The 24,717-nt window shown below is 42.2% G+C and carries 19 protein-coding genes and 1 pseudogene; 5 read left to right on the forward strand and 15 right to left on the reverse strand.

Annotated features, from left to right (window positions below):
* The first annotated feature begins 615 nt into the window (after positions 1-615).
* Entirely contained in the window at positions 616-2,727 is a 2,112-nt protein-coding gene (gene argZ / locus CDG79_RS07110) for a bifunctional arginine dihydrolase/ornithine cyclodeaminase (RefSeq protein ID WP_094341517.1), read from the forward strand.
* 68 nt (positions 2,728-2,795) lie between these two features.
* The gene (locus CDG79_RS07115) at positions 2,796-3,320 is read left to right on the forward strand and encodes a DUF2085 domain-containing protein (RefSeq protein WP_094341518.1); all 525 of its coding nucleotides are present in this window, start codon (positions 2,796-2,798) and stop codon (positions 3,318-3,320) included.
* Between the two features lie 176 nt (positions 3,321-3,496).
* On the opposite strand, the gene CDG79_RS07120 is transcribed toward CDG79_RS07115, so the two are convergent.
* The 8 genes from CDG79_RS07120 to CDG79_RS40835 form a co-directional block, all read right to left on the reverse strand.
* Positions 3,497-3,865: a hypothetical protein gene (locus tag CDG79_RS07120; RefSeq protein WP_094331499.1), complete on the reverse strand. Its 369-nt coding sequence runs from the start codon at positions 3,863-3,865 to the stop codon at positions 3,497-3,499.
* Positions 3,866-4,014: 149 nt separating this feature from the next.
* Complete coding sequence (locus CDG79_RS40810; protein ID WP_143855438.1) at positions 4,015-4,311, reverse strand: hypothetical protein; 297 nt, start codon at positions 4,309-4,311, stop codon at positions 4,015-4,017.
* Between the two features lie 52 nt (positions 4,312-4,363).
* A complete protein-coding gene (locus tag CDG79_RS42145; RefSeq protein ID WP_094341519.1) occupies positions 4,364-9,037 on the reverse strand; it encodes a beta strand repeat-containing protein in 4,674 nt (1,557 codons plus the stop codon).
* Positions 9,038-9,099: 62 nt separating this feature from the next.
* Positions 9,100-9,228 carry a hypothetical protein gene (locus CDG79_RS44745; protein ID WP_262985778.1) on the reverse strand — a complete coding sequence of 43 codons (129 nt, stop codon included), beginning with the start codon at positions 9,226-9,228 and terminating at the stop codon, positions 9,100-9,102.
* An 85-nt stretch (positions 9,229-9,313) separates the two neighbouring features.
* A complete protein-coding gene (locus CDG79_RS42150) occupies positions 9,314-9,490 on the reverse strand; it encodes a hypothetical protein (protein ID WP_189524914.1) in 177 nt (58 codons plus the stop codon).
* A gap of 292 nt (positions 9,491-9,782) precedes the next feature.
* Positions 9,783-10,625 carry a sulfotransferase family protein gene (locus CDG79_RS07135; RefSeq protein WP_094341521.1) on the reverse strand — a complete coding sequence of 281 codons (843 nt, stop codon included), beginning with the start codon at positions 10,623-10,625 and terminating at the stop codon, positions 9,783-9,785.
* Positions 10,626-10,630: 5 nt separating this feature from the next.
* A complete protein-coding gene (locus tag CDG79_RS07140; RefSeq protein ID WP_094341522.1) occupies positions 10,631-11,173 on the reverse strand; it encodes a hypothetical protein in 543 nt (180 codons plus the stop codon).
* 16 nt (positions 11,174-11,189) lie between these two features.
* The gene (locus CDG79_RS40835; protein ID WP_143855439.1) at positions 11,190-11,438 is read right to left on the reverse strand and encodes a hypothetical protein; all 249 of its coding nucleotides are present in this window, start codon (positions 11,436-11,438) and stop codon (positions 11,190-11,192) included.
* A 102-nt stretch (positions 11,439-11,540) separates the two neighbouring features.
* Between CDG79_RS40835 and CDG79_RS07145 the strand changes: the two genes are divergently transcribed.
* Together CDG79_RS07145 and CDG79_RS07150 are read left to right on the forward strand one after the other, a co-directional pair.
* A complete protein-coding gene (locus CDG79_RS07145) occupies positions 11,541-12,917 on the forward strand; it encodes a sensor histidine kinase (RefSeq protein WP_094341523.1) in 1,377 nt (458 codons plus the stop codon).
* 285 nt (positions 12,918-13,202) lie between these two features.
* Entirely contained in the window at positions 13,203-13,850 is a 648-nt protein-coding gene (locus CDG79_RS07150) for a response regulator (protein WP_223278045.1), read from the forward strand.
* 561 nt (positions 13,851-14,411) lie between these two features.
* On the opposite strand, the gene CDG79_RS07155 is transcribed toward CDG79_RS07150, so the two are convergent.
* The 7 genes from CDG79_RS07155 to CDG79_RS07185 all read right to left on the reverse strand — a co-directional run bounded on the left by CDG79_RS07155 (position 14,412) and on the right by CDG79_RS07185 (position 22,927).
* Entirely contained in the window at positions 14,412-15,689 is a 1,278-nt protein-coding gene (locus tag CDG79_RS07155; RefSeq protein ID WP_094341524.1) for a glycosyltransferase, read from the reverse strand.
* Between the two features lie 408 nt (positions 15,690-16,097).
* Positions 16,098-17,384, reverse strand: coding sequence for a glycosyltransferase (locus tag CDG79_RS07160; RefSeq protein WP_094341525.1), 1,287 nt, complete (start codon positions 17,382-17,384; stop codon positions 16,098-16,100).
* A 152-nt stretch (positions 17,385-17,536) separates the two neighbouring features.
* On the reverse strand, positions 17,537-18,004 hold the full coding sequence (locus CDG79_RS07165) for a DUF2141 domain-containing protein (protein ID WP_094331487.1): 468 nt from the start codon (positions 18,002-18,004) through the stop codon (positions 17,537-17,539).
* Positions 18,005-18,081: 77 nt separating this feature from the next.
* Entirely contained in the window at positions 18,082-19,065 is a 984-nt protein-coding gene (locus tag CDG79_RS07170; protein ID WP_094341526.1) for a glycosyltransferase family 2 protein, read from the reverse strand.
* A 189-nt stretch (positions 19,066-19,254) separates the two neighbouring features.
* The gene (locus CDG79_RS07175; protein WP_094341527.1) at positions 19,255-20,259 is read right to left on the reverse strand and encodes an NAD-dependent epimerase/dehydratase family protein; all 1,005 of its coding nucleotides are present in this window, start codon (positions 20,257-20,259) and stop codon (positions 19,255-19,257) included.
* Positions 20,260-20,465: 206 nt separating this feature from the next.
* Positions 20,466-21,644: an ABC transporter permease DevC gene (gene devC / locus CDG79_RS07180; protein WP_094331483.1), complete on the reverse strand. Its 1,179-nt coding sequence runs from the start codon at positions 21,642-21,644 to the stop codon at positions 20,466-20,468.
* Between the two features lie 74 nt (positions 21,645-21,718).
* Entirely contained in the window at positions 21,719-22,927 is a 1,209-nt protein-coding gene (locus tag CDG79_RS07185; protein ID WP_094341528.1) for an ABC exporter membrane fusion protein, read from the reverse strand.
* Between the two features lie 1,314 nt (positions 22,928-24,241).
* Between CDG79_RS07185 and CDG79_RS43475 the strand changes: the two are divergent.
* A pseudogene (locus tag CDG79_RS43475) lies at positions 24,242-24,518 on the forward strand (hypothetical protein).
* Positions 24,519-24,717: the final 199 nt, after the last annotated feature.

A 24,717-nucleotide genomic window follows, 5' to 3' on the forward strand; every position in this document is an offset into this window, starting at 1 on the left:
AAAGGTATTCTATGTCAACAAAATGAGTCTCAAAACATTTGCAGATTTTGGCAGTAAAATACCACAATAAATACAATTTTTACTTGACATGGTATAGTATAAATTAATCTAAACGTAAAATACTTGTGTTAAAAACAAAAAGATTTGATGAAGTTTATACAAAGATACCATAAATACGCCTTCGGGTAGGATTGCAAGCAAAGGTACGTTAACGTTTGTTTAAACTCAACCTTGCAGTAGTCGAACCTTGGTCTGGTTTATTTTTTAGACTGAGCTAGCGATCGCTGTTGCGATATTTGCGATCGCGCCTACTAACCAGAAAAAGAAATAATGTTTCCTTATTTAGAGCCTCTTTGCCCCTTTTTGACGCAAATAAATATGGCTACGCCAAGCTGCGCGAACAGAAATCAAAGCGGGCTGTTATAGATGTATGTCATTTTGCCGCCTCCTCGACTTATTGCCATCTTCCAGTAATAGAATTAAAAGTGAAGCTTTTGTAAAGCCTTCAACTATCCAAAGATAGAGCTTTAGTAGCAGATTTTACCAAATGTTAGTAAATCAAAAATCTGTATCTAAAATGGGCTTGTAGCATATATAAACGCTTGTAAGATTTTTATGACTTCCCGTATTCGCTTTTTGATGTGTCCTCCTGACCACTACGATGTAGACTATGTGATTAATCCCTGGATGGAAGGGAATATTCATAAATCATCGCGCGATCGCGCCGTGGAACAGTGGCAAGGATTACACCAGATCCTTAAACAACACGCCATCGTAGATTTAGTAACACCCCAGAAAGGTTGGCCTGATTTGGTTTTTACCGCCAACGCTGGCTTGGTACTGGGCGATAATGTCGTCCTCAGTCGCTTTTTACATAAAGAACGTCAAGGAGAGGAACCTTACTTCAAACAATGGTTTGAGGAAAATGGTTATACAGTTAATGAACTTCCCAAAGATTTGCCTTTTGAGGGCGCAGGAGACGCACTTCTAGATCGGGAAGGACGCTGGTTATGGGCGGGATACGGTTTCCGATCGGAATTAGATTCTCACCCTTATCTAGCTAAATGGCTGGATATTGAGGTTCTCTCACTGCGACTGATAGACGAACGTTTCTATCATTTGGATACCTGTTTTTGTCCCTTAGCAAATGGCTATTTGCTGTACTATCCTGGCGCTTTTGATTCTTACTCTAATCGCTTAATTGAAATACGAGTCGCACCAGAAAAGCGAATCGCAATTGCTGAAGCTGATGCAGTCAACTTCGCTTGTAATTCGGTGAATGTGGACAGCATTGTGATCGTGAACAAGGCGAGTGAGGCTTTGAAAACCCGCCTTGCAGATGTGGGTTTCCAAGTACTGGAAACACCGCTTACTGAATTTCTCAAAGCTGGTGGCGCAGCTAAATGTTTAACTTTGCGGGTAACGGAACCAGTTAGAGATGAAATTCATGCCAATGTCTCGGTAGAAAGCCGGATCATTCGCATGGAAGGACACTTACTAGATGCTGGCTTAATTAACCGCGCCTTAGATTTGATTATAGATGCCGGGGGAAGCTTCCAAGTCCTGAATTTCAACTTAGGAGAACAACGGCAAAGTACCTCCGCCGCCGAGGTGAGGGTATCAGCACCATCTCATGAGGTGATGGAAGAAATCATCTCTTTATTAATTGATTTGGGTGCAGTAGATTTACCCCATGATGAGCGTGACGCAATCTTGGAACCTGTAATCCAAGATGGTGTAGCGCCAGATGATTTCTACGTCAGTACAATTTATCCTACCGAAGTCCGAATTAAGGGACAGTGGGTGAAGGTAGAAAATCAACGGATGGATGGCGCGATCGCAATTACCCAAACTCCCACTGGCTTCGTTGCTCGGTGTAAAATACTCCGCGATTTAAAAGTTGGCGAACAGGTAATTGTAGACGTTTTAGGTATCCGTACCATTCGCAAAACAGAATCGCGCGAACTCCGCAACACCCAAGAATTCAGCTTCATGTCGGCGGGCGTTTCCAGCGAACGGCGCGTAGAATTGGTGGTTGAACAAGTGGCTTGGGAATTACGAAAAATCCGCGATGCTGGCGGTAAAGTAGTTGTCACGGCTGGGCCCGTGGTGATTCACACTGGTGGCGGCGAACACCTAGCGCAACTGGTTCGAGAAGGATATGTACAGGCGCTGCTTGGTGGAAATGCGATCGCAGTTCACGACATCGAGCAGAATATCATGGGCACTTCCTTGGGTGTGGACATGAAGCGGGGTGTCGCCGTTCGGGGTGGACACCGCCATCACCTCAAGGTAATTAATAGTATCCGCCGTTATGGCAGCATCCCCAAAGCTGTGGAGGCGGGAGCAATTAAAAGTGGCGTGATGTATGAATGTGTCCACAATAATATACCTTTTGTGCTTGCGGGATCGATTCGGGATGACGGGCCTTTGCCTGATACCGTAATGGATTTGATTCAAGCACAGGAGGAATATGCCAAACACTTAGAAGGTGCAGAGATGATTTTGATGTTGTCATCGATGCTGCACTCCATTGGCGTGGGGAATATGACTCCGGCGGGTGTGAAAATGGTATGTGTGGATATTAATCCAGCTGTGGTGACTAAGTTAAGCGATCGCGGTTCTGTAGAATCGGTGGGTGTGGTGACGGATGTGGGATTATTCCTCAGTCTGTTGATTCAGCAGTTGGATAAGTTGACAAGTCCTTATGTAAATAAGGTAGGTTAGGAAAACGTAGACCTGAAAGGGCTTCCCGTAGGGTACCGCAGAGGCGCAGAGGACGCAGAGAAAGGGAGATGACAAGAGTAGCTTTCAGTGAAGAGTTGCAGGTTAATTGGGTCAGTTTGATTGCTGATTTCTTGTTGTTAGGAATGGTTTTTGGCCCGCCTATCGCTCCCTTTTTGGCTGCGTCTGGAGTGTCTTTGCTTCCTGGCATTGCGGACATCATTTATTTCATGGGTAATCATGTCTGTCCGCAACCAGATATGGGGTTAGATTTAGCACCACCGTTTATTATGGCTGTATGTATGCGCTGCTACGGCACTGTCACGGGTTTGCTGATTACTCGTCTGCTGTATGGCGTAACTCGTGGTAAGGGATTTTACTGGTTAAGTCAGTATGGTGGGAGTGGTGCAGCTTTAGCTAGTGTGCTGATGATGGCTTATCCTTTGGAATTAGCAGCACAGATTTTCGGTTTGTGGAGTTTTAATAATTATGTGGTTACGCCTTTTGGGTTGATTACTGGTTTGGCATGGGGATTGTTTACTATGCCGATTTTGCATGGGTGGCATGGTGCTAAAACTAGCTTGCATCAATTGTAGAATTAGAAACCGCGTCTACACAGGTAAAACCCACCTCTGCAAGTTACCACTTGATTTTCTCTTAGTCCACGGAGGTGGACTTTGTTTGTGTAGCCGCGTTCACGCAGTGTGCCGCAGGCAATTCCATTCGCCCTAGACTAAGCAATTTAGAAACCGCCCTGACTGTAGGTTGACACTCATGATGCGACTAACTTTTTGCGGCTGGGACGCTTGTACTCTGATTTTTTCTTCAATCCTACCGCTTGGGCTTGATCGCTATTTGAGCCGTATTGTCCGCGCACAACTTCTTTCATTGCTAATACTGCATTGTGAAATTCCCATTCTGCTAATCGCGCAGCATCAGCAGCAGCACGGTATAAAGTTAATTTTTCGGTTTCAGCTTGTTGCTGGGTCAGCATAGCTTGATAAGCTTGCTGTAAATTTGCAACAGAGGCATCAGCACGGTTTGTGTCGTATGTACTGATGGTTTGCAAACCGTGCCATGAAATAACATCTTCACTAATTAATTGAGGGCGCAAACGGCGTGTTGTATCTTGGGTAGACATATCAGGATACTGCTCTAAGGTACATATTTAATGTACCCATTACAACCATAAAGATATCAGTAAGGTGAAGTTTTTAGATAAAATAAGGTTAAAGAAAGGGTAAGCTCGTTTTTGCAACTTAGATACAACAAAGAAGCAGGTCGATGCAACTAAGTTGCAGGTCGATACATCAAAGGTGCAAGCCGATACAACAAAGAAGCAGGTCGATGCAACAAAGGTGCAGGTCGATACATCAAAGGTGCAAGCCGATACATCAAAGGTGCAGGTTGGAATGGCACTAAGTTAAGCTGAAGGGTAAGCGGCGTAAGGATTGCAGAGGGGCAGGGGTGCAGAGGAGCGGGGGAGAAAGAAGAAATTTTAGGCAATTGCGGTCGGATATTTAGAAATTCCCCTCTGCACCCCTGCACCCCTGCGGCCTCAACGATTTTCCCTTTTCTTAGTGCCATTCGGTGCAGGTTGTAAGGTGAGCAAATATTTGCCCACCCCACACATATCGGACTAAACGAAGACGTTACTACCAATCACCAAATTTGTCGCGGTGAAGTTATTCAAAGTTGTCAAAGTACTAAAAGCATCAGCACCACCATTGGCATCAACCTGAACTCTAGTAGAAGTACCCGATTGCACAAATCGTAAGTAGCCATCGGCGATCGCATTGGTGCCACTGTAGCTTAAACTCTTGAACAGGTCAGTTAAAACTAACTTATCGTCGTTCTTGTTAAAGTCGGTTATGGTATCACCAATAGTCCCCTTGTCACTGAAAGCTTGGTAAACAAACTGGTCATTACCACTACCGCCAGTCAGGGTGTCATTATCAGCACCACCAATGAGGATGTCATTACCGCTACCACCAATGAGAATATCATTACCAGCACCACCGCGCAGTAGGTCATTGCCACTCTTGCCGTCGATGCGGTCATTACCTCCTTGAGCGTTAATCACATCATTGGAGTTGTTAAAGCCGTCAACAGTGTTGTTGCTGTCGTTAAGGAAGGTGACTATATTCTCCCTAGAAATAGTAGTTTGGGTAGAGTTGACATCGAAAACATCAAAGTCATTTTGAATGGTGGTTTGCCCATTAAACAAGATGTTACCCAAGTCAACACTAGCTCCGTTAACTTTTCGGAGGTTATCCAAGTTTTCCAAGGCAAAGTTTTGCAGGATTACCTTAGGACTATTGACGACGCTTTCAAAGGAGACTTCTAGATTGCTACCATTCTTAGTCAGCAGCAGATTTTGAGCAGTTAAGCCAGTTCCTTGGAATTTCAGAGTATCAGTTGCGGCAATGACTGCGGGTGATGGGTTTACCCCTTGACCGACACCACCGAAATCAGTGATGGTGTCAACACCGTCGCCCAAGTTGTAGACAAATCTATCTTGACCAGTGCCACCTGTAATGGTGTCGTTACCCTTGTTACCTGTAATGGTGTCGTTACCAGCTAATCCATTAATGGTGTTGTTGCTGGCTGTGCCTGTGAGAGTATCAGCATTTGGGGTTCCCGTCAAGTTGAGGGGAGTAACTGTCAGGTTAAAGATATCGCTGACAGTAGCGTTGCTGTTGTCTTTGGCGGTAACTTTGACACCGATGGTTCCCACATTAGCAGCCACAGGTGTGCCGCTGAAGATGCGAGTACTGGAATTGAAAGTTAACCAACTGGGTAAGGCGTTACCGTTATCTAAGGTGGCGGTATAAGTTAAGGTGTTGCTTGTATCGACATCTGCAAAGGTGTTGGCGGGAACGGTGAAATTGAAGCCACTATTTTCAATGGTGGTTTTATCTGGCAGGGCATTTGCTACAGTTGGTGCATCGTTAACACCGTTGATGGTGACAGTAATGTTTTGGCTAGCTGTGCCATCAACAGATTTTACAGTAAAGGTTTCAGCTTTAGTTTGACCCGCACCTAAGAATTGCACTGCACTATTGGCAACACTGTAGCTGTAGGCTCCGGCATTCGTGATGCTGAGACTACCAAGATTACCTGTAGCTGAAGTTACAGTGGTGTTGAAGATGTTTTGACCTGCATCAACATCGCTGACAGTGAGAGAACCTGTGGCAGTGAGGTTGGGAGTAGTTGCATCTTCGGTAACTGCTGCTGTGGCTGTGCCTGTAATAGTTGCAACATCGTTAACACCGTTGATGGTAACGACAATGTTTTGCGTAGCTGTGCCATCAACAGATTTTACAGTGAAGGTTTCAGCTTTAGTTTGACCCGCACCCAAGAACTGCACCGCACTGTTAGCAACACTGTAGCTGTAAGCTCCGGCATTGGTAATGCTGAGACTACCGAGATTACCTGTAGCTGAAGTGACGGTGGTGTTGAAGATGTTTTGACCTGCATCGGCATCGCTGACAGTGAGAGAACCTGTAGCGGTGAGATTGGGGGTAGTTGCATCTTCGGTGACAGATTTTGTCGCTGTACCTGTAATAGTGGCTACATCGTTAACACCAGTGATAGTCAGGTTAACTGTTGCTGTGCTAGTGCCGCCCTTACCATTATCGCTAGCTGTGTAAGTGAAGCTGTCGCTGGCAGTTGCACCCACACCCAAAGACTCAAATTGACTGTTGGGGTTATAGTTAAAAGTGCCATTGGCGTTGAGAGTAAGTAGCGCCCCAGAAGCTAGGGTAATTGGTGTACCGACTGTGACGCTGTTGCCATTAACTTTAATCACACTCAAGCTGTCGCCATTAGCATCAGTGTCATTGCCCAAGACGTTGATGTTGACAGCAGTATTTTCATTAGTGGTGGCAGTATCGTTGGCGGCAACAGGAGCGATGAAGCCTGATTCATAAGCGCCAATATCCACAGTACCGCCAATGGTGCGAGTTGTACCCCGTTGGTCAGTGGTGATACCGCTTGGGATGAGGGCATTGTTTCCCGCGTTGATGGCAGCCGAACCAGAAACTATCGCGTGAGTTTGGGTAGCACCACCGTTGTTGGCGAGAGAGGCGATGACTTGGTTAATATTGGTAATGCCAGCCGAGGCAAAGGTGATATCGCTGCCAGTGCCAATAGTACCAGATGCCCCAGTCAAGCTACCGATGAGGTTGTTGGCATTGCCTGTTACTGCGCCAAAAATATCAGGAGCTTCATTTCCAGAATCAAAGTTGCCAGCGATAATCGTGTTTTGGGCGGTGACAGTGCCACTAGCATCATTGAATATACCACCACCGTCACCACTGCCATTGTTGTCAGAGTCAGCAGTGTTATTGGTAATAGTGCTGTTGCTTAGGTTCAGTATAGCTAGGTTGTAGATGCCGCCGCTGATATCTGTTCCCGTATTACCAGAGATGGTGCTGTTGGTAATAGTAGCCGTTCCTGCGTTAAAGATGCCGCCGCCCAACCCAGAATTACCAGAGATGGTGCTGTTGGTAATAGTAGCTGTTCCTGCGTTAGCGATGCCGCCAGCGTAGCCCCCAGAATTACCAGAGATGGTGCTGTTGGTAATAGTAGCTGTTCCTAAGTTATAGATGCTGCCGAAGAACCCAGCATTACCAGAAATACTGCTGTTGTTGATAGTCAGGTTTTCAATATTGCCGATGCTAGCGAAATCAGACGCATCCTTAATCGTCAGTCCGTTAATTGCTACGGCAATTTCATTGCTACTATTACCATCATCCACATTGAAAACAGCGAAGGCATTGTTGCCACTGATACTGAGATTGCTTGCCCCTAGTCCGTTGATAGTTAGCGCGTTGGTAATGTCTAATTCCCCAGAAGTTAGGGTAATGGTATCAGGAGTACCATCGGTAAACACGCTGCCTGCAAAGGTGATTGTATTTGCGTCTGGATTAGCATTGGCATTGAGAATCGCTTGCCGCAAGGAACCTTCGCCGCTATCGTTGGTGTTAGTGACGACGGTATCGTTGGCAGCAATGGTGACGGTGGCGGTATTATTCGTACCATCGACGGTGTAACCTGTGCCAGTATCCAAGTTGAGTTTGAGGGTTTCGTCTGCTTCGGCGGCGATGTCGTCAATGGCTGCTAGGTTAATATTAACAAAGCTTTGTCCAGCAGCAATGGTCGCCGTTAAGGTGCTGCCAGAAACCGCGACGCTGCCACCACTGAGGGTATAGTCGGCAGTAGAGGTTGTGCTGCTGCCATCAAGGGTGAGGTTAACCGTTAAATCCCCTGTGGTGTCGGTGCGAGTTAGGCGATAGACACCGTTGCTACCACCTTCATTGGCTGTGGCTGTTTGTGCAGTAATGCTGACAGTAGGAGCGGTGGAAGGTATTTGTGTGCCGTAAACATCATCGTTATTGGTGAGAGTTCCTGCATCGTCAGTCGCACTGTTGCCGCTGAAGGTAGATGAACCCACAAAATTGATCGTGCCAAGGACGGTGGGCATTCCCTGGTTATTACCGTTGGTATTGGTGAGCGATTGCATGATGAAGATTGCCCCACCTAAGCCTAGACCTGGGCGAGAAACTGCAACATTATCCGTAGCCATGTTGTTGGTAAAGCTGGTGTTGCTGAGGGTTAAAGAACCACTGCGGACAAAGATACCGCCCCCCAGCCCAGCACCGCCACCACCGTCACCAGAAAAACCGCCGGCACCGCCGAAGTTGCCGCCATTGCTGTAGCCGCTGTAGCCGCCGCCGCCACCGTAACCGCCCTTGCCACCGTAGCCGCCGCCGCCGCCGAAGCCCGCGTCGCCGCCGCCGTTGCCAAAGCCGCTGATCGAAACAAGAAGTCCGCCGCCGTTGCCGCTGACTATGGGGCCACTGCCGTAGGACAGACCAGCGCCACCTTGGGCTGTGTTATTACTAAAAGCAACATTGCTTAAGGAGACGTTGCCATCATAGATAAACAAGCCGCCGCCCATACCAGCGCCGCCGCCGCCGCCCATACCAGCGCCGCCCTCGGATCGTCCGTTGGTGATGGTTAAATTAGAGATATCGACGGTTCCAGATTTGATGAACAAGGGGCGCACGTCGCCATTGTCGTTGATGCCGTTATTATTGGCATCGCCGCTGATGCTGTGGTTGTTGCCCACAATAGTAATGTTACTGTCAATTAAGGTTTGCGTTATTCCAGTCACACGCACATCATTATTGAGGGTAATAGTGTCATCCCCTGCTAGTTGGTTCGCTTGGAGAATTGCATAACTAAGAGTGCCTGTAGTTAAACCACTGCCGTCATCGGTGGCTTGGTTGACGATGAAGTTTGTCATTTGATTTTTTTCCTTTGTTTTAGGTAAATGAAGAGTTATTTGTAGAGTGAAATAGTCAGTGACTAAATCGCTGGATTTAGATTTCCGACTTCTTGAAGAAGTCGGGGATCTGAGTTATTTGTCAGGTAGGCAAATGCATCTAAGAGATTTCCAAATAAAAAATACTCAATTAATTCTTGTGGAATTGGCATCTCGGTCGCCTTGAACTAGGGGCGCTGATGTTGCCCATCCCACAAGATTGGATAATTTGTTTGTTGGAAGTTTCTAAGTTGCAGGTCAGTACAACTTTGTTGCAGGTGAATGCAGCAAAGTTGTAGGTGAATGCAATAAAGGTGCAGGTCGATGCAATAAAGTTGCAGGTCGATGCAATAAAGTTGCAGGTTGATGCGATAAAGTTGCAGGTTGGTGCAATAAAGTTGCAGGTTGGTGCAATAAAGTTGCAGGTTGGTGCAATAAAGTTGCAGGTTGGTAGGAAAAGTTCCTCCCTTTCTAGGGCTACGGTGTATGCATAAGTCTGAAATAGTTTACTCACCTGGTTTTTTGTGTTAGCTTTACCCCACCCTAACCCTCCCCTTATAAAGGGGAGGGAACTAGATTTCCGGTCTCCCCCCTTTATAAGGGGGGATTAAGGGGGGTAATTTGACTTGTCTAGACACCGTAGCCTTTGTAAGCGGGCTAGGGGGGATCGGTAAGTGCCTAAAATCACAGCCAACCACTTTTCAAACAATCTCTAAGATTGAAAGCTTTATTTACTCACCGCTTCTACCGGCTGGGCGACAATCACATTTGCCAAACTATTGCTAGGGTTCTTCCAAAAAGACAACGAATCATACTGAGCAAATAAATCCGGCGGTAAAATCGTCAGTCGCGGTTGAAACTCAACTTTCGGACGCACTTGATGTAGTCCTTTAGTATTCAGCCGATTATCAAATTCCAAAGCTTCGTATTCCACATTGGCAAAATCATGCTTAAAAGGTTCCTCTTGTAAGAATTGATAAATCAGCGATACGGTTTTATCAGGTGCTTGGGTTAATAAGTCATAGTCCACCAAAAGCAAAGAGGCGCTGTGTTCGCTATAGAATGCTTCCTTGAGGGCGTTATAAGCAAACCCTACTAACCGTCCCCCTTGACTCAAGGCTTCGGTGCGAGTGTAAACTGTGGAGCGTTCACCAGCATTATTAAACATCCGCGACACATCAAAAGCGTTTTTTCTAATCAGCCGTTCGATGCTATCCATAATCCAAGCGACATTCCGCACGCAGCAAATCACCTTTGAGCCAGGAAATAGCTCTTGAATTAAGGAGAGTTTGCCACACCACAAGCGATTAGTATCGAAGATGACTTCTTTTTGAGCTTCGGGTTCGTAAAAGGTAGAAAATATAGTTAAGGTTAATGCCCGTTTTTGCTCTGGGGTGATAAAGACTGAAAATTCATTATCTTCACTCATCGCTTCTAGCATTCGGCTCACCAGACTACCGACGGGGCTAGTCATGCTGGCGTGAAACCGGGGATTTTGCCGCAGTAAGGCTCCAAGCAAGGTGGAACCTGAGCGAGGTAAGCCGGAGATAAAGTGGATTTTATAAGTCATTATGTTTAATTGGCGGCTTTGATTTGTTGCCCTGAAAAGTTGAATGTTGCTACAGGCGGGACATTATTTAATAAGGGATTAGCATTGAGGTTGAAAAAACGCAGTGTAATAGTCCCTTGTACTGTCTGCGTTTGGGGATTAAAGCTGGCTTGATAGTCAGAGCGGGCAATGCTACCAGTAGATCCTGCACTTCCTGGAAAAGCAAAGGTAATTGATCTGGCGCTGACCCCAGTTTTGCTATTACACTTCCAAGCACCTTGTCCATTGCTAAAGGGATTAAAGACGTTGGTAACACCACCTTGATTGGAGTCAATGACAAAAAAGTTACCTTCTTCGGTAAGTGTTATGACTCCACGCGATCCGATTTTGCCATCTGAGTTAAAGATTGTTGTCAGATAAGAACCGCCGACATTTTGGCTACAACGTGCTGTATTATTAGTCTCTAGTGCTGACAACTCATTACCCCTAACGATATTAGGCGTGGCAAGCAGTGTGGAAGCAATAACAGAACTAAACAACAAAGTTTTGCAAGACAAGATTTTATTCATTTTCTTTTTAAATTGATTACACAGATGTAGTTACTTTAGAGGTATTTTCCCGTAAACATTTGTAGGGATGTTGTATTGCAACATCTCTACGCAATGCAACGTTTTTACTGAAATGTATTGGCACACAAGCTTTTGCACCTGCGGGTTTTGACCGCAGAGGCGAGGCGATCGCTAAAGTTTTGCTTAAATCATTGGTGTAATGGATTGTACAGCGATCGCCTCGATCGATGCATCGGACGGATGTCCTATTTTTGACTAGGATCAATGTCCTATATAACTATTACTTATGAATAGAGAATGTGAAAAGTCTCTATTCAGGTGATATTACTTATTTGTTGCTAGATATAAATTTTTCATCAAACAAGTAATGACTCTTGTTCCAACTATTTTAAATATATTTGCTGGTATTTGCCTTTATGTTGGTCTATTACACTTGCTAATTGCCTCTGGGCGATTAAAACCCTCGCTGCACTTATCTTTTGGGTTAACCTGCTTGGTAATTTTTAGTTATATCTTGGCTCTTATAGCCAAATATAAAACCATGAATGTAGATGATTATATAAATGCCAGAAAATTGCTATCTGCTTTGGGATATATTGACGCGATTATTACTATCTGGTTTGTGGCTTTATATACTAAATTTAAGCCTGTGCGCTTACTTTTGGTACTGAATAGCCTCTACCTCATCTGTCTGTTAATTAACCAAATTTCACCCACTGGGATTCTCTATTCCCATATCAGCAGACTATCAAGTATTACTTTGCCTTGGGGTGAACCGATTACCCAGCCAGAAGGTACACTCAATCCTCTATTAGGGTTCCAATTCTTAGCTTTAATCAGTAATGTAGTTTTCGCATTTTACGCCTGTTATCGTCAATATCAGCGTGGTGAAAAGAAAGCTGGGCTGACTCTAGGTCTGAGCTTGGCGATTTTTGTCGGAACTGTTCAACACGATCGCCTAGTGGATTTGGGGACGATCAAATCCATATACATTGCTGAATATGGATTTTTGGTCTTCGTGGTAATTATGAGCCTAAACCTGGTCAAAGACTTGATGCAAGCGGTGAAGCTACGCGAACAATTGATGGAAAGCGAACGGCTACGCAAGATTGCTGTGGAAGTGGAGCGAAATCGCCTTGCGCGTGACTTACACGATTCAGTATCGCAGACATTGTTTACTGTGGCCACAATTGCCGAAGCTTTGCCAAGGGTGTGGAAACGCAACCCAGAGGTAGCCCAACAGGGATTAGAGGAACTAGCCCAAATGACACAAGGGGCGTTAGCAGAAATGCGGAATCTATTGATTGAGTTGCGTCCTAATGGTTTGGCAGATAAACCATTAGCTGAATTGCTACAGCAGTTAACGAAGGGAATTCAAGGACGGGCAAGTTTACAGGTAATAACGACGATGGAAGGCGATCATCGCTCTTTGTCTAATGAGGTGAAGCTTGTCTTCTACCGGATTACTCAAGAGGCACTAAATAATATTATTAAATATGCCCAAGCAACGCTTGTATCAGTCAGCCTCCACGGCGATTCACAAAAGACGATCTTGCGGATTAGCGATAATGGCTGTGGTTTTGACTACAACAAAATACCATCTGGTCATTTTGGGATAGCAATTATGAAAGAACGGGCTGAGTCAATTGGTGCTACTTTCCATTTGTCAAGCTATCCAGGGGAGGGGACTGAGATTGTCCTGAGTTGGTCAATCGCTGTTTTGAAAATAGGGAGTGGGGAGTAGGGAATTGGGTATTGGGCACAAATAAAATTAACTACTAGGATTGTCATTTGTCATTTGTCATTTGTCATTGGTAAGAGTTTTAGGCGTATTTGCTTTTTAACATAGTTATGTTTATTTCCATCAACTTATTTAGAAAAGACAGATTTTGATATTATGTTGTGGGATTTTCGTGTGATTGACTGGCAGGAAATGAAAAACTAAAGATTAAGAATCTCACGGATAAATATGGAAAACAGAGCAATAATGTAAATGTATAAAAAATAGTTTTAATACTCGGATTTATATATGGAAAAAGATAAATCATTGAAACCAATTCGGGTGATTACTGTTGACGATCATGCAATCCTGCGGGGAGGTATTAAATTTGTCTTGCTGGCGTTTGATGACATGGAATTAGTGGGTGAAGCGCGTAATGGAGATGAGGCAGTAGATTTGTGCGAACAGTTGCAGCCAGATGTGGTGCTGATGGATTTGATGATGGTGGGAATGAATGGGGCAGAAGCAACAAGGGCTATCCGCAAAAAATACCCAGAAATTCAAGTTTTAATTTTGACGAGTTTTCTAGCGAATGACTTGGTACAGAAAGCAATGCAAGCCGGAGCTATTGGCTACTTGCTCAAGGGTATCTCGATTGATGAGTTGGCGAATGCCATACGAGCCGCTGCGATCGGTCGGTCTATATTGGCAGCAGAGGTGATTCAGGTGTTGCTGCAACCAAGCAAACCATCATCCCAAGCTATCTATGAACTGAGTAAGCGACAGCAAGAGGTCTTAGCACTGCTGGCTTTAGGATTGAGTAATGAAGCGATCGCTCAACGGATGAAATTGAGTCCTTCTACCATTAGGCATCATGTCAGCCAGGTATTAAATAAGTTAGGGGTAACGAACCGCACTGAGGCTGCAACTACCGCAGTACGAGTCGGATGTGTTTAGTATGAGTAAGACACAGAGTTATTTCTATATAATTTATACTACAAAGTTTTAAGATAATTAATTTTAGTTCTGCCAGCAAGCGATACCTACGGTGGGCTACGCCAATGCTACTACTCTTGTCACGCTAGTAAGGTGTTTTATTTTTGCAGGTCAATGCATCTAAGTTACAGGTCAATGTAACTAAGTTGCAGGTCAATGCATCTAAGTTGCAAGTCAATGCATCTAAGTTGCAGGTCAATGCATCTAAGTTGTAGGTCAATGCATCTAAGTTGTAGGTCGATATAACTAAGTTGCAAGTCAATGCATCTAAGTTGCAGCCTGGTAGGGAAGGGAAAAATTCAAAGTTTTATCAATTCACAGCTTTTGCTAAGGGACTTCCAAAAAATAAAATATACAGTAGGGTGTGTTAGGCGAAAGCCGTAACGCACCGAGATATCTGGCGGTGCGTTACGCTGTCGCTAACGCACCCTACAAAATTGGATATTTTTTTAATTGGAAGTCCCTAATCCTAAAACTCGTTGATACAAAAAGTTGCAGTGTTAGCGATCGTGTTTGTTCTCGTTATGGTCTTATACCACCTGTACCGACCTCCACCTTCTGCGATCCTTCAACAATCTGGTAAAGTTTGTGTTCAAATTTTTGCATACATGCTGACCAATCAAAGTCAAGTATAGAGGGGCGAGCGTGCCGAGTCATATCTGCTTTCAAATCAGGATTTTCTAGAATCGAAATCACCTTTTGGGCGAAGTCTGTAGGGTTGTTAGGTTGAGCAAGAAAGCCGTTATGACCAGGAGATACCTGTTCTGAGGTTGAAGGTGCAACAACAGCAACCAGAGGCGTTCCAGAAGCCAGTGCTTCATTATTTGTAGTGCAGAAGTTCTCGGTAACGGAGGGGTTAACAAAAATATCCGCTCTAGCAAACCAACCTAAAAGTTCTGTACCGTGAGACTCGCCCCATACAGTAATACCCGATCCAAACTTTTTAGCCCGCTGACGGATCTCTTCATCTAGCGGGCCACTACCAACAATCACCAGATGGACATCAGGGATTTTGGCAGCTATGACTGGAAATATATCAAGCAATTGGTTGACATTCTTTTCGGGTGTGATGCGTCCGACAAACAAAAGAGTCGGTCGATTGTCATTGGGAATGGGGTCATAACAAATGTTTCGCGGGTGAAATTTTTCGCAATCGATACCTTGATAAGCGACGTATTCAGCGCGTTGGCATTTCAGTTCTTCGTATTTAGTCAGTTGTTCTTTAGAAGAGAAGTAATTGAAGTCATAAGACTCACTAAATTGCTTAACTAAAACGGGAACGATGGGACGAACTAAATTGAAGAACCTGTCTCCAAAGTAATATTTGATATACGCAACGATATCTGTATGGAAGAGTGATATTATTGGCGTGCCTGTTCGTTTTGCGTATTGAGTGCCAATTGGGCGACCATAACCTTGCAAGAAAAATGAGTATAAGCCTCTCATTTGCGCTGCTTCTTCAACCACGATAATATCAGGCTTGAATTTCTCCAGCAACTTGGTATCGCTCCAATGTCGATAGTTCAATGGTTGAGGAAGAGACTTGTAGAATACCAGTGGTTCAGTGGGGAATGCGTAAGCAGAGAAGTTGGGGAAAGACTGAATTTCCTCTAAACCTTGCATGGGGCGATCGCCTACATTTTTGGGGTAGCGATCGTTGATTTGCGGATGGATTAGAAAAACCTCATGTCCCTGCTCTAGCAACCAACGAACTCGTTGGTGAACTGCAACAGAAACACCAGTCAAGAAAGGAGCGTACAATCCTGTAAATAGTGCAATGCGAAGTTTTTGCTTAGTCATAAAAAAGGGGAATATTTCACGAAAATACGGGTTTTGAATTTAGGATTTACACAGCAAATCTTTCATGAGCATCCTGATTATCTAGCTCAGAAATTACCACCAATACTGTTAAATCAAGGATTTTAACATTGTCAAACAGTCGAAAGCGTGGGTTGTGAAGTGGATGCTTATAAACCTTGGTTTAAACTATCAGAATATCCAAAGTACTAAGTCAAAATTCCCCTTAATATATTTGTCTAGACCCTTGCTATTAATGCAAATGGAATTTGAAAATTCGCAAAAAAACGTGTATTTTGACAAGGGTTATAGCTAGGATATTTCTACTAAATATAAGATAATCTAACTTGAATACTAGGGAATGTTTAGTGTAATAACTTTCATGCCCTAGTTCATATTTAGTGATTCAACTCAAAGAGAAACCTTGCTATCAATAGGCTGATCTAACCATTGATAAGGGCGATATTCCACTAACCGGACATTCCAAGGCCCTTGAACTCGATAGGAGACACCGCGCCAGGTGACTGTTGAAATCCAAATAGATGATAGCATCGCTAACCCATAAACCCACTGTGTTAGCGGAATCCCAATCAACATTTTGATAATTGTAGCAGCTGATAATTTGGCGTAGACGTGCAACGGCTTGCCCATAGGCATCGTCTGGTCATTAGAGCGAACCACTCGCTGGATCTCTAATTCCAACACGAGCATTATCAACAGTAATCCTAAAGTATAGACACCATAACAGACCAAGAAGAGAGCCGCAGCTTCCCATTTTGCCTCTAAGAAGGACTCTAGAACTAAAACGATCAGTGTCGTAGGAAACAAAATGCTAGAAACAGCTTCACTGACTAAAGCTAACCAACGCGGGTGATACAGTCGAGAATAAAGTATTAGGCGCTTGAGATAGTCGATTAAGTTGGATAAATCAGTCTCTTCACGATTTACTATCAGCAGCGAAGGCACAAACTTTACCTGGAATCCATGTTTTTTGAGGATGTCGTGCATCATAAAATCTTCGCCTAAAGCTTGTCCCCACTTATCTAGCAATTCTGTTTGGCGAAGCACTTCTGTTTTCACAGCCAAACTCCCACCCCAAGGAATCTGGAAGATAAACATTTGCACTACTGTGGATACATTGCCGATATACCGTACTAAAGATCCCCAATACCTACCTGTCGGAACGTACCAACGATTACCTGTTGTTGCCCCTACTCTAGCATCACTTAAAGGACTAACTAATTCTCGCAGCCAATTCAGATGGACTATGGTATCAGCATCTACTAAGGCAACCACTTTGTAGGAATCATCCAACTCACGGACAGCTTGGACTAAAGAACTGCATTTGAGACTACAATTGTTGCGTACTATTCGCAAAGGGCTAATTTGAACGTTGGTCGCTTCTTGCTCTGTGATGCTTTCACTGGCAATTTTCCAAGCGGGATCTTCGTGACTATCAACGATCAATTTTAAATCATAGTGTGGATAGTTTTGGTTCAGGAGCGATCGCAAACATCTAGGCAAAAACGGATCGGCTCCGCGTAGGCAAAGAATCACTGCTGTTTTGGGTAACTGGTCATCTGGTAATAAGTTTTTTTTGGATGAGCGCAGATACCATATAAAGACAAGCGTAAAACACACCTGAATAACCAGCCAACCCATCAAAGACTTAGACAAAAATATCGCCAAATCTTCCATTAAATTTTTAATCTCCGGTAGAATCTTGCCTTGATTGTTGGGAATTGGGGATTAGGGACTGGGGATTGGAGATTGGAGATTGAGGATTAGAAATCAAAAGTATCTTCTAGAGAAGCAGTCCCCAGTACCTAGTCCCCAGTACCCAGTACCCTCTATGAATCCAGCGAATACTTCATGATTATGTTGACCGTTGTATTTTTATTTACAACAAAACTGGCATCACGAAACTTTGGTGAACCTGTTTGTATGGACACAGTTGGATTTTTGGAAATCCCAAAACCTTCTGTGGGAATACCAAAAAAGTCTTTATTGAGTTTGCGATCGCCATTTTGATCGTCAACCACGGCGACAGCATAAGTTCCAGGCTTCAAACCTGAGAATTCTTTTTTAACAGAATTGCCAGTAATCTTAGCGCAGCCACTTTGAGATCCACTAGAATTACTCATCGGAAATCCTTTTTCAGTTGCGTAAACTCTGAAGCAAATCTCACCTTTTTTGTGTTGTATGCCATTTACCACAACACTTAGTGTTTCAGTTGGTTCTGCATTTACCGTTTTAGCAAAGCTGAAGCTCACTAAAGTAGCAAGTAAAAAATGAGATAATTGAGATAGTTTCAGCATAGTTTTGTAGTAAAGAATAGGTGGTTTTGGGGCTGGATAAAAGCTATATTTAGTAGCTTTTATTTTTAACTAATTGTTCAATGTAAAACTTTAGTTTTTTTAATTGATGCTGCTTGCCAACCTTTCCAAAGTACTTGCAGCACTTTTAGTAAATCTTTCAGCAAAAGATATTCTGTCCCTTTTAACTGCCGATATAGACTTAGATGACAACGCAGCCGGTCATCCCAACTCAGGGGACTACGCCATATAGAGAGTAAATACTCCCAAATTATTCTCCAATGTGGCAATAAAATTTGTCCTTTCTTTGCTGAATCAAACCACACTGTATAGGCATAAAAATCAGGTAGCATACTCAATGAGGGTTTTTTAGTGTTGTTAGCAAACAACATATAATTAGGAAAATACATACTCATTGATTGTTGCGGATGGCTTCTAGCAAAAAACAGGTATTCAGGGATTTCATAAAACCTACCAAGAATACCAAGTCTTAATAAAAGAATTCCATCTGCATTACCGTAACCACCCATCTGCGGTATCATTCTCAGGGCATTAGAGCGAATTACTCCGTAACATTGATAACATAAATGTTTCGTCAGCAATTCGTTAAAACGCTTGTGTGATTTTAGTGCATCTGCCTTGAGTTTAATATTGTAGTTTTGGAGAAAACTCCCCTCTTCATCAATGAAATATGTCTGGGAGTGACACAAGATTATGCTAGGGTCTTGGTCAAGCACCTCAACACACTTCTTGATAAAATCTGGAGCATGTAGATCGTCATAAGCTGCCCACTTAAAATACTCACCCGAAGACAATTTAAAGACGCGATTAAAGTTACGGGCGCAACCGATGTTCTGATCGTTGCGATAGTAACAGATACGTTTATCTTTCTCAGCATAAGCTCTACAAATTTCCTCAGTTTTATCTGTAGATGCATTATCTGAAATAATTAGCTCAAAATCTTCAAAGGTTTGAGCCAAGAGTGAATCTATGGCTTCTTTGATAAATTTTTCACCATTGTATACAGGTAATCCGATGCTTAAACGTGGCTGATTAGTAGTCATACAAAACAAGTATTTGGAAAATCTGTGGATTATTTAGTTCTCAATTGCAGATAATTGTTAGGCAGATGCAACCGAAGAATTCAGAAGTTAGAACTTAGAATCAATAAGTGCAGAATACTTTGATATCTCACATCTTGCTCTTAACTCCAAACTGCTTACAATCCAACAACAATCCCAAAAATATTTTGACTATTTCATCAAGCTTTGAATATCTGTTTTTTGCAGCCATTCATGTGTTTGCTGCATTCCTAATTCTAGATCGACTGCTGGTTTATAATTTAACAGACTTTGAGCTTTGACAATAGAACAGGCGTAGGGACGAGTCATAAAATCTATCGACTCTGGTAAGATATCAACTTTTTTCCGAAAAAGTTTTTGTCCTTGAACGCGTAGCTTTAGAAACAACTTGATTTCATCTTTCGATAATGAAAGGGGTGCTTGTAAACCTTCCATTGCTGCTAAACGCATAAAATACTCTTTCCAAGAAGTTTCTTGTCCGTCAGTGATATTAAATATTTCACCGGATGTTTCTTTTTCTATCGCTAGAAAGATTCCATCAATCAGGTTATCTATATATACGTGATTGATTACTCCTTTAGCATCATTGGCACAGGCAAATAATTTTTGACGCATCATCAAAATTGGTCTGACTATCCAAGGTATACTTCCTGGTCCGTAAACATCTCCGGCTCTAATAACGATGATGCCAAAATTTGGAGAATTATTTAGTTCTAAAACTGCTGTTTCAGCTTCTATTTTTGTTTGACAATAGGGATTATTTTCGCCCGAAAGCGGCCCAGATTCTGCAACACCATTAGGATAGTTGAAACCGTAAACCATCACACTTGATAGATGTACAAATGTTTTCACACCAGCCTGTTTAGCAGCTTTAGCTATGTTGACAGTACCACCAACATTGACATCACGAAAATTCTTAATTGCACCAGCTTCTTCAGCAAGTTGATCTGTATGTAAAACGATATCTACTCCCTGACAAGCTTTTTGAGCAATAGTAGAATCGGTGATACTACCAATAATTACTTCAACACCTAAATTGTGTAATTGTTTGTTTTGTTCTGTAGAACTTTGTAGTCCACGAACTTTCATCCCTTGCGCTATGGCTAACTCGGCTGCACGCAAACCGACAAATTCATCAATCCCGGTAATTAGCAGGGTTTTGTCTTTGAGGTTCATAAGATTGAAACTATTGTTAAATTGGTGAATTTGATTTGCTAGATAAAAGACTTGAAGCTATACCAAATTGGGATTTTGGTAAAGATTTTTAATCAAAAATCTAAAATTGCTATAAAGAAAAAGGTTTCTGTGAAGAGGCTGCACCAATGCTTACTTTTGAGTTTAGTTCAGGCAAAAAGATTCGCTGATTTTGCTGCTAAAAATAGCTAGAAAATATCTCCCGGATCTGCAGAACGGAGTTTATTGATGGCAAGCGCTCCAGAAGTAATACACATGAGAACTGTTGAAGTTAAGACTATCAATGCATTATTAGTGGTCATAAGTATTGGTAATTTAGTCGCTTCTGCTGCAAAACTATATAACAAGACAGAAGTAATAAATCCTGGTATATAACCTAAGATTGCCAAGATTAAAGCTTGCTGAAATACCACATTCAACAAATATCTATTGGCATAACCAATTGCTTTTAAAGTGGCGTAAGCAACGAACTGTGTAGCAATATTGCTGTAGAGAATTTGATAGACAATAACCACACCAACAACCGCAGCCATTGTCAGCATCAAGTTAAGAATAAAACCAATGGGGGTTCTAACAGCCCAATATTTTTTTTCAAAATCAATGAAGCCTTGGCGGGTAAAGACTTGGACATCATTAGGCAAACTTGCTTGCAAACTTTTTAGTACTGTTTCTGCATTAGTACCAGGTTTGAGGGAAATCAAACCAATATCTATCATATCTGCCGGACGAGTATTGGGATTTATCCTCAAAAAAGTTGAGTCACTAACAAGTAAATTTCCGTCTACCCCAAAGGAAGGCCCTAATGTGAATAAGCCGCCAATTCTGACTCTATAGCCAATTAATGAATTGAAGGGAAATATTTCAATTGTCTGTGCAGTATCTCCAGCATCAAATTTTTCAGCTATTGGGCCAAACTCTGGGCGAGAACCTCGGTCAAAAAGTACGACATCAGGAATTTTTAGTTTATCTAAATTTTTCTCCACTTCTGGGAGATTCATCACAGGTCTACCTGGATCGAAACCAATAACATATATTGAATATTTCTCACTAGTTGCCGGATTTTTCAGTTTAGCAAATTGTAAATACATAGGGCTAACTGACTCAACGCCATCAAACCCCAGAGATTGGTACAAACGAGTCCGTGAAAAGCTTTGATTTGAGGTTAAAGATTTGTATTGCGAACTAACTACAAATAAATCTCCCTTGAGATTTTGATGCACTGCGGTTGCACTGGAATAAAGAGCATCTTGAAAACCAAGTTGCACAAACATTAGCAGTACAATAAAACCAATCCCGGCTACAGCTATTAGTAAACGAAATTTTTGCTGGGCTAGCTGTAGCCATGCTAAAGGAATTTTGAAATTCATGGATTTATTTGTCTTTTGTCATTGGTAATTTGTCATCGGTCATTTGTCATTTGTCAATGACTTATGCCAATTGACTAAATATGAATGGCGACATCTACCTGTAAATTAGTTAAACGAGCTACGCGCTCACTATCTGCGGGATTATCGATGGATATTTTCACTTCAACTATTCTGCGATCTGTGTCTGAACCGGGGTTGAGGCTGAAGATGTTTTGCTTGTCAACTTGCCAACCAATCTCTTTTACAGTTCCTTTTATTGTTCCAGTAAATGCAGTGCTGCTAATTGTGGCTTTTTGTCCTACACGCACTTTTTGAACATCGGTTTGATACACCTCTGCGATCGCAAACATTTGAGATGTTTTACCGATTTCAGCAAATCCTCTGCTGGTGCTGATGACTTCTCCGGTTTTGGCGTGGATTTTTAAAATTTTGCCATTTATGGGAGATTTGATATAGCTTAAATCCAAGTCGGCTTTTGCTTGTTGAACAGAAGTTGTGGCACTGTTGACTTCGGTTTGCGCGACTTGAACATCTACACCACGCACTTCACTAATACTGGTGAGTTGCGCTTCTGCTTGCTTGCGTTGTGCTTGGTATGTGTCTTGAGTGCGCTTGAGGGTGGCTTGGGCTTCTGTTAGCTGCTGTTGTGTAGTCTTGAGTTGCAAAGCTTTGGTATCTGCTACAGAAGCCGCGATCGCACCTTGTTTATATAATTGCTGATAGCGATCGTTCTCAGCTTGAGCATTATCTACCTCAGCCTGGATGCGGTCGATTGTCGCCTGTTGGGTAGCAACGTCCCCTTTATATTGTGGCTCTAAACGGGCGATCGCAGCCTTTTGAGCATCAACATCTCCCGTTTTTCCTCCAGATTTCACCTGCGCTAATTTAGCTTTAGCAACTTGCAGTTGGTCTAAAGCTTGTTGCAAAGCTGTTCTAGAACGACCATAATTTTCTAGATAAGCCAGTAATTGCCCTGCTTTAACCGTATCTCCTTCTTTCACTAAGAGTCTATCTACTCGCACCCCATTATTGGAAGCGGGAGCAGTCAAAGAAGTAACTTCACCTTCTGGTTCCAAACGTCCCAAGGCTGTCACAGCAACTTTCGCAGGAGTCACAGCTTTTGGAGGATTTGCTGCTGGTGTCACAACTTTAGGTTTAGACCAAAACGGTACTAAACTATAAAAAGCTATTAATCCGGCCGCTAGAGTGAGAGAAGCTGCTAAAATTAGTTGCGATCGCCCTACGGGTTTTGTGAATAATCGGCTTTCTTTATTTACTGCCATATTTTCATTCCAATTCTGTTTTCTAGGGGATAGCCTGGTTATATTTAGTCGATTAGATATAGACTCATCTGTAAATTAGCAAGAGGGCTTTTCCTCTAGGGTTTCTACCTTAATAAACTGGATGGGTCTAAATTGGTTTTATATGAATTGTTCTAAGCTTTTACCGCCCAAACTCACTATTTTGGCGTGAAAATCAATGGTGGTGTTACTTCAAAGCTTCCTAAGTTATATCCTAATTTGATATCTAATCCAGTAGCGTAAAATACAATAGCGCTAACCAGAAAACTTAACTCTCAAGAACAACGAAGCGCTAATAAAAATGAACTCAAAATTTGGATAAACTTGTCATTAATTATGGCGTGAAAATTGATTTTTGTCAATCGTTTTGATTTGTATAAGTCTTGATTCTCTAACTAAAATATTTCATCACAGTAAGAATAGATGCTGAAAAAATTACTCGTTACTAATCCCTTATCTGCTAATTGAATACCAACAGATGGTTAGTTTTTAAGCATATTTGATATTACTAACAGATTATTATTAGGAAGGTTGTGTAGTATAAGACATTATTTTTGGCTTTGATCGTAGTAATTAAAAGGCGGTTATAAACCGCTTCTACTGAAGCACAACCCACTTCCGTGGCAGAGGTATAATTCCATTCGCCCCAGCTTTATAACTACCTTTTTAACTCATGCAATCGTGATTATGTTTATCATGCAACATACTAAAAATTAACATTTGCTTTATAAATAACCGCTTTGCTTCTTAAGTTGACTTATATTGAAAAATAACCCAAAACTTTGACTCAATTATGATGTTTCTATGAAAAAACATACCTATGGTTGTTCAGTTTATCTATGTATTCATTGAATTATTACTTACTAGACAACAGATTTGTATTGTTAACTTAATTCAGCAGAAATTTATGGTTAATGCGTAGATAAAAAAATATCTAACAACATTTATAGAGTTACAAATTATACTTTTTTGCTTAATTTTATTCAAATTAACATCAGTAATTGTGGATGTTTATTTATAAAATAACTTTAAAGAAATGATTTAGTTTCTGTAAAGTATGCTAGTGTTTTTATTAATTCAATGCTTTAAAGTGGTTAGACAAACTAGTTATTTAATTAATATTTTGAAATTAAAAATAACTAAAGATAACTGCTTTTCCATCACCGTCTGCTCGTTTAATTACTTTTTCAACTTGCATAAATTCGGATTAAAGGTGGTGTCTTTTGTGTAACGAACTTGTCAACTTTGCTGGTTCAAGTAGCATAAAATATATTATCCCGAACGTTGAAATTGGCTATGACATTGCTCCAAATGCAGAACCTTGTCATTAACAACAGCTATGTTGCTCTGGTTAGCCTAGATAATTAAAAGCTTTCGGGTGAAAAACGTTTCTGTTCTCTTAGCTACTCCTCAGTTTCCACAACTCCAGTAGGATACCATTACTCAAAATCTCTACCATTACAAATGGATTAAATTAACTGGTCAAGCAGCTATTACACTCCAAGACTATTTTACCAGTTTTAACAACGTCTTTGACCGATTGCCACAATTTCAAGAGTCTAGCGTTGGATAACATTTTTTCGCGATCGCAGTGTGCCAAAGCCGCGTATCCGCAGAATTCGTAATTCGTAATGACGCTCTCTACGAGACGCTAAAAGCGTAGCTTGCTTGCCTGAAAGGGTACGCGGACTCGCTTTCTCGTGTCGCTAACGTAATTACTTTTTTGCCGGGATTTTAGACATGCTAACTGCTTACAAAACCAGAGTTTTTGA

This window comes from Nostoc sp. 'Peltigera membranacea cyanobiont' 232 (assembly GCF_002245985.1).
Classification (GTDB): domain Bacteria; phylum Cyanobacteriota; class Cyanobacteriia; order Cyanobacteriales; family Nostocaceae; genus Nostoc.